Source organism: Mycoplasma sp. 1012, assembly GCF_054343455.1.
Map to the genome: position 1 here is coordinate 1 of NZ_JBTGVG010000033.1, position 7,296 is coordinate 7,296.

The following is a 7,296-nucleotide window of genomic DNA, read 5'->3' on the forward strand; positions in this document are numbered from 1 at the left end:
AGTATTAAATATGTGAAAAAAAATAAAAAAATCCCGTCAACTGGGAAAGACGGGAAAAAGAAAATTTCTCTAATTTCATTAGCAGCATTATTGACTACAAGTGCAATCTTAATACCATCTATTTTAATACCTACATTACATAAAAAAGATAATATGAACAATAGTGCTTTGGAAACTAATGAAAATGGTTCTGTAAACAATAACACTAATACCAAAAATAAAGGAAATACAGTAATTTCTGAAAATGAACAAGCTAATATGACCAGTAGAAATGGTCATAGTAATATTAATACAAAAGGCAATCAACAGACTGATAAAGAGATTAGTAATTCTGATGATACTGATAATTCAAATGTGAAAAATTCTAAATTATCACTTTCAGAATTCAAAACTTTTATTAATCAATTTAATAATGATTGATCAAATATAACTAAAGGAAAATCAGATTATAAATATCAATCTATAATTGATTTAAAAACAAAGATAGATCAAGAAATTAAAGATTTAGAACAAAAAGGAGAAGATTTTGATTATAACGATGCAAAAGTTAAGTATGAACAAGAATTAAAATCTTTACCAAAGAAAATTTACAAAATTGAAGATATTACTGTTATTAATATAGAAAAAGCAAATTTAGTTCAAAAAACTAATAGTATGTTTGTTTTATCTTTAGATGTTAATGTTGCAAACTTGAAAACTAAGGAAAATAGAGATTTGTTTTTATTAACTAATGATGAGCAAGTAACAACCAAAATTAAAAAGATAGATTTTAATACTTGATCCAAATTTGAAGATCAAGGTACACAAAAAATTGAATTTGTTATTGATTATGAAATTCCAAGAACAATCACTTTAACAAATTTAAAATTAGGAACACAAAATAATGATTTAATAATTAATCTTCCAGATTCTTTAAATAAATCTATAACATTCCAAAGTTTAGAGTCAATTGCTAAAAATTGACAAAAAGAATATGAACCACAAACAAATAAATATAAATTTTCATTTGAAATTTTCAATAATTTAACTTTAGGAAACAAAGCAAATAAAGTTACTTTTGAAACTTCAAATGGAAATATACAAGCGGATTTTGTTTTAGAAACATTAAACGAAAATACTCATAAATACACTATAACCGTAGATGGTCAAGGTAGTGGCGAAGAGGATTATTTAGTAAACAAAATGAAATTTGGAAATCAAACTCTTAGAACATTTACTTATAATGAAACAACATTAGCCCATATTAGAGATTGATATTACATCAAAAAACAACCACTAAGGGTAATAAATCTTGCTTTAAAACCAAGTGATTCCAATAATAGTTTATTATTAAGTTTCTTTTGAGAAACTAAAGATATACAACCTAAAACCAATGGTGAATATAAAGGCGTTGCTAAGTTAGAAAAGATTTCTAATGGAAAAGTTGTCAAAACAGAAACAAGAACTTTTAACATTAGTTCTGCTTCTGATGGTGCAGCATTTCTTTTAAGAAACCTAGATAGAACTTCAACTTATAGACTTGTTGAACTAAGAATTGATAATCATAGACAAACTTTAGATAAATGACAATATGGTCAAAGCAACGAAGCAACAACAAAGTAAAAAAATAATTCAAGTTTTTGAACTTGAATTTTATTTATGAAAATTAATTTGTTGATCTGCAAAAAATAAAATTTTATTATTTTTATCAAAACTAAAATAAATTTCAATTGATTCAGAATCACTTGCTTCATTGTTTATAAAGGTAATTTCCTTTATATTAGCAAAATCTTCATATTTCATTAAATTATTTAATAAATTAAAATCTATAAAAGAAATATTATGAAAATCTTTTGAATTTGAATATTCAATGTATTTAATAGATATTTTTTTATATCCTTTATTTTCACTATCTTGAATAAAAGTTTGCTTTAAATTAAATGTTAAAGTTTCAATGTTTGTGTTATTTCAAAAAGGATTGAAAACCATCGAAAGATTTTCATTATTGAATTCTAAATGTAAAAGATCATTGTTTTCAAAAGCACTTTCTTCAATGATTTCTACTTTAGCAGTAATGCTAATTTTTTCTAATTGGTTATCAGCAAAAGCAAATGATTTAATTTCTTTTAAGGAATTTGGCAATTCAGTTTTTTCTAAAAAATTAGTTTCAAATGCAGAGTCTTCAATTATTTCGATTTTATTATTTCAAACAATTTCTTTAATAGTGCAATTCATAAATGCAGAAAGTTTAATGATTTTTAAATTTTCTGGAAAGATAACCTTTTCAATCCCTTTGGTTGCAAAGGCTAACTCATCAATTATTTCTAAATCTTTAAAACTACTTAAATCTAAAATAGCATTTTGAAAATACTCTTTTTGCTTCAAGATTGCTAAAGATTCTTTTTTGGTTAATATTTTCATTTTTCTCCTTTGTCTTTACAATTTTATATTCTAATTGGAAAAATAGAAATAAAATCTTATTTTTTTCCTTTTTTTAGTAAAAATTGAATAAAAAATAAATATTAAGTGAAAGGAGGGACAAATGAAACAAAAAGTGACTTTGGTTAAGTTGACTAATGAAGAAATAGAAAACATTGGTGGATCTTTTGCATTTGCAGCAGTTCTACCTTATATCCCTTTAATGGTTAGTTCTATTGCTTCACTTGTTGCTTCTGCAAAAATGGCAACAAGTTCATCAGGAGAAATAAAAACCAAAGAAGGTTTATCTCAAAAATGAGATTCTCCAACAACAAAAGATAGTGGTAATACAAAAACCATAAATCCTATCTATTTTATTTACTAAAATTATTTTTTTTATATAATTATCAATATGAAAAAAAAGATTTCTATTAATAAAGTAATAAACTTTTTATTTTTATTCTCCTTTTTATTTTTTCTTATTTTTTTTACGTATGTTGCCATAACTAAAATCTTTAAAGATGCAAAATTAGAATTTATAATCGGTGGAATAATATTTTACTTCATAAATTGTTTATTTGCTATTTATTTATTTTTACAAGAAAGACATATAGATGCAAAAATTTCTTGAATATTAATTATCCTTATTTTCCCCTTTTTTGGTCCAATACTCTTTTTAATTTTTGGAAGAAAATATAATTATAGAATAAAAGAAAAAGACTATTTACTTAATAGAAATTTAACTCCTTATGATAATGATTTCTGTGGTTTTAATTGTAAACAAAATGTTAATTTAGATTTATTTGATAAAGCTCATAAAATATTTACAACAAATCCTAAAAATTTTAATAGTTCATTATACTTAAATGGTTATGATTTTTTTGAAAAGTTATTTTTAGATTTAAAAAATGCCAAAAAATTTATTTTCATAGAACTTTATATTATTAAAAATGATTTTATGTGGTTACAAATGAAAAATATTTTAATTCAAAAAGCAAAAGAAAATGTTGAAATTAAAATTATTTTAGATTGATTTGGATCTGCATCTCTTCCAAAAAAAGACTTTAAAGAATTAAAGAAATTAGGTATTCAATTTTATGTTTATAACAAAATTTGATTTCCTTTTATTCATTCTAAAAGTTTTTATAGAATTCATAAAAAACTTTTTATTATAGATGGTAAAATAGGTTACATTGGTGGAAATAATTTAAGTGATGAATATTCTAATTTTTCAACAAAATACGGAATTTGGTTCGATGCAAACTTAAGAATAAAAGGACAAATTGTTGTTGATTTAACCAATTCATTTATCAAAGATTGAAATTTATGAACTGATTATGAGATTACTGATATCAATTCTTATTTAAATATAAATTTCAATATGAATAATGATTTTAAAGAAAATTATGGATTAATTTTTGAAGGTGGTCCAAGATATGACGTTTCTTTTTTAGAAACCTTTATAATTCAAATGATATATTCTTCAAAAGAAAAAATTGAAATTTTTACTCCTTACTTCATTCCTACAAGAAGAATTTTTCTTGCTTTAAAAGAAATGATTATTCTAGGTAGAAAAGTTGAAATTTATTTACCTGGAAAATATGACAAAAAATACGTTGAATGATTCACAAAAGATTTTGCAAAACAACTTGAAGAATATGGTGCTCAAATATTTGAATTTAAAAATATTTTTTCTCACACTAAATCAATGATTATTGATGAAAATATAGCATATACTGGAACAATGAATTTAGATATTAGAAGCTTTTATTCTCAATATGAAATTAATGTTTTAATTCAAGGTCAATTTATTAAAAAATTTAATGAAAATATTAAAAATTTAAAAGAAAAAAATATTGTTATACCTAAAACTTTCACAAATACAAAACCTACTTCTAAAGTTAAAAAAATGATTATCGAATTATTCAAAAGTCTTTTATAAACATTTTGTTTTATAGTTTAAATAAAATCAAGCAAAAACTTGTAAAAAAGCAAGTTTTTGTTTTTTTATAATAAAAAGCTAAAAACAAGCAATTTCCCTGTATTTTTGGCAAAATCAGGAGTTTAGATACGGAAAAACATCTGCTTTATACATAAATAAACATTATTTTTTAATATAATTATAATATTAAATAAATTAGGCTATTAAATAAAACAAGAAAGGAAAAAATGGCAAAAAAAGAATTTGAAAAAACAATAACAAAACAAGAGTTAGCAAATAGAATTTGACAATCTGCAAATGGTTTAAGAGGTAATTTAGAAGCATATGAATATAAAGACTTTATATTATCTTTTATATTCTATAGTTTCTTATCTCAAAAACAAATTGATTTAATGCAAGAAAAGTTTGAATTTTCAATCGAAGAAATTCAAGAAATGGTTTCTAACTATACTGAAATTTATACAGATAATGAAGATAAAATCACAGAAATTAAAGAAAAAATCAATTTAATAAAAGAAGATTTAGGATATTTCATTTTTTACAACGATTTATATCAAGTATGAACAACAAACAAATATGGAAAACAATCAGATTTTAGCATTTCCAAACTTTCAGAAGCAATTCAAAGATTTAACAAAAATATTATAGATGATCAAAAATACAAAAACTTATTTGAAGATATTATTATGATTTCTGTTGAACAGTTGAATAAACTTGGTTCCAATGTTCAAGAACAAACAGAAACAGCTAAAAAAATAATGGAACAAATTAAAGATATTCCTGTAACTAATCAGAACTATGATGTTTTAGGATATGTTTATGAATTTTTAATTGGACAATTTGCTTCTACAGCGGGTAAAAAAGGTGGTGAATTTTATACACCACATGAAGTTTCTGTTCTAATGTCTGAAATCATTGCTTGAAACTTTAGAGATAGAGATAAAATAAAGGTATATGACCCTACTTCAGGTTCAGGTTCTTTACTTTTAAATATTGGATCAACCTTTAAGAAATATGACAAAAACAAAGATTCTGTAACTTATTATGCTCAAGAAAAAGTTAGAACTACTTTTAACTTAACTAGAATGAATTTAATTATGAAAAACATTAATTCAGCCGATATTAATGTTAGATGTGGTGATACTCTTAATGAAGATTGACCGGTTAGTGAAAATAACGGTGATATTATTTCTGTAGATGCAGTCGTTTCTAATCCGCCTTATTCTTTAAAATGAAATCCAGAAGGAAGACAAACAGATCCGCGTTATGCAGATTATGGAGTTGCTCCAAAATCAAAAGCAGATTATGCATTCCTTTTACATGAACTATATCACTTAGATACAAATGGAATGATGGCGATTGTTCTACCACATGGTGTTCTTTTTAGAGGTTCCAGTGAAAAAGAAATTCGTACAAAACTCATTAAAAATCAAAAAATTGAAACAATTATTGGTTTACCTGCAAATATTTTCTTTGGAACAAGTATTTCTACTATCGTAATGATTCTTAAGAAAAATAAAGCAGATAGTAACATCCAATTCATCGATGCTTCTAAACTCTTTGTCAAAGATGGAAAAAATAACAAACTAGAAAGATCTCATATTAAAAGAATTATTGATGTTTATAAATCAAAAGCAGAAATTTCTAAGTTTTCTAGAAATGTTACTTTAAAAGAAATTGAAGAAAATGACTTCAATTTAAACATTTCTAGATACATTGATAACTTTGAAAAAGAAGAAACACACGATTTATATGCATCAATGTATGGCGGAGTACCTAAAGTGGAGCTTGATGAATTAAAAGCATATTGAAATACTTTTAACTCCCTTTTTGACACAATCACAACCAAAGTTAATGATTCTTACTTTAAACTCATTGATAAGGGCTTAATTCAAGATAAAGTAAAAGAAAATAGTGATGTTAAAGCATATTCAAATCACTATTTACAAATCATTAGTGATTTTAGTGAAGAAATTTCTAATTTAACTTCTTCATTAGACAATATTTTTAAACTTGATGATAAGTATTTAGATAATATTATTGATAAATATATCTTTGAAGATTTAGAAGACGTACCGTTATTAGATAAATATGAATTATTCCAAATAATGCTTAATTATGCTCATAAACATATTCAACCAACAATTTCTGTTATTCAAAAATTTGAAGGAGAAGAATTTAGCACAATCCTTGAACAAACAACAACAATTAGCAAAACCAAAGATGGTAAAGTTAATAAAATCGAAAGTGAATTATTTGATATTGATACCATTGGTAAATTTAAACTTACCTCTTTAATTAATTCAATTAATGAAAAACAAGAGCAAATTACAGATTTAGATTCCCAAATGAATTCCATTGTTGAAAGCATTAATGACGAAGACAAAGATGAAGAATTATTTAAAGATGGAGTAATAAAAGCCGCAGAAGTTAAAAAATACATTAAAAAAATTGATTCTAATGAACAATGAGAAGAAGAATCTTTAGAATGCAAATTATTAGAATTTGATAATTTAAATAACCAAAAATCTGACTTAAACAAAGACTTAAAAAATTTAAAAACAGAATTAAACCAAAATATTGAAATATACTTATCAAACATCACTGAAGAAGAATTCTTTAATTTATTACACAAAGAATGAATTAGTAATTTTGAATCTATTATTTTCGAAAAACAAGATGCTATTATTAACTATTTAATTTCCAAATTAGAATATTTATATGATAAATACTTTGATACTTTAAGTGACATCAATAATCAAATTAAAGAACAAGAATCCAATCTAATTAATCTGCTTTCTGAATTAAAAGGCGAACCTTCAGATATGGAAGCAATTGAAGAGTTAATAAAAATTTTAGGAAATAAATAAAATGATTTCAAAAGACAAGTTAGTTCCTTCTTTAAGATTCAAAGAATTTACTCACGCTTGAGAACAGGACATTATTCAAAATTTATT

The 7,296-nt window shown here is 23.6% G+C and carries 5 protein-coding genes; 4 read left to right on the forward strand and 1 reads right to left on the reverse strand.

Features of this window, described 5'->3' with window-relative positions; all coding sequences use genetic code 4:
* The coding region (locus tag ACXX89_RS03815) for a hypothetical protein (protein WP_458557707.1) at nt 1-1,602 on the forward strand (1,602 nt) is incomplete at its 5' end.
* Nucleotides 1,603-1,632: 30 nt separating this feature from the next.
* Here the strand turns inward: ACXX89_RS03815 and ACXX89_RS03820 are convergent.
* Complete coding sequence (locus ACXX89_RS03820) at nt 1,633-2,400, reverse strand: leucine-rich repeat domain-containing protein (RefSeq protein WP_458557708.1); 768 nt, start codon at nt 2,398-2,400, stop codon at nt 1,633-1,635.
* 121 nt (nt 2,401-2,521) lie between these two features.
* Between ACXX89_RS03820 and ACXX89_RS03825 the strand changes: the two genes are divergently transcribed.
* The 3 genes from ACXX89_RS03825 to ACXX89_RS03835 all read left to right on the forward strand — a co-directional run bounded on the left by ACXX89_RS03825 (nt 2,522) and on the right by ACXX89_RS03835 (nt 7,209).
* Nucleotides 2,522-2,782 carry a hypothetical protein gene (locus tag ACXX89_RS03825; RefSeq protein ID WP_458557709.1) on the forward strand — a complete coding sequence of 87 codons (261 nt, stop codon included), beginning with the start codon at nt 2,522-2,524 and terminating at the stop codon, nt 2,780-2,782.
* A gap of 27 nt (nt 2,783-2,809) precedes the next feature.
* Nucleotides 2,810-4,339 carry a phospholipase D-like domain-containing protein gene (locus tag ACXX89_RS03830; RefSeq protein ID WP_458557710.1) on the forward strand — a complete coding sequence of 510 codons (1,530 nt, stop codon included), beginning with the start codon at nt 2,810-2,812 and terminating at the stop codon, nt 4,337-4,339.
* A 227-nt stretch (nt 4,340-4,566) separates the two neighbouring features.
* Nucleotides 4,567-7,209 carry a type I restriction-modification system subunit M gene (locus tag ACXX89_RS03835; RefSeq protein ID WP_458557711.1) on the forward strand — a complete coding sequence of 881 codons (2,643 nt, stop codon included), beginning with the start codon at nt 4,567-4,569 and terminating at the stop codon, nt 7,207-7,209.
* The last annotated feature ends 87 nt before the right edge of the window (nt 7,210-7,296 follow it).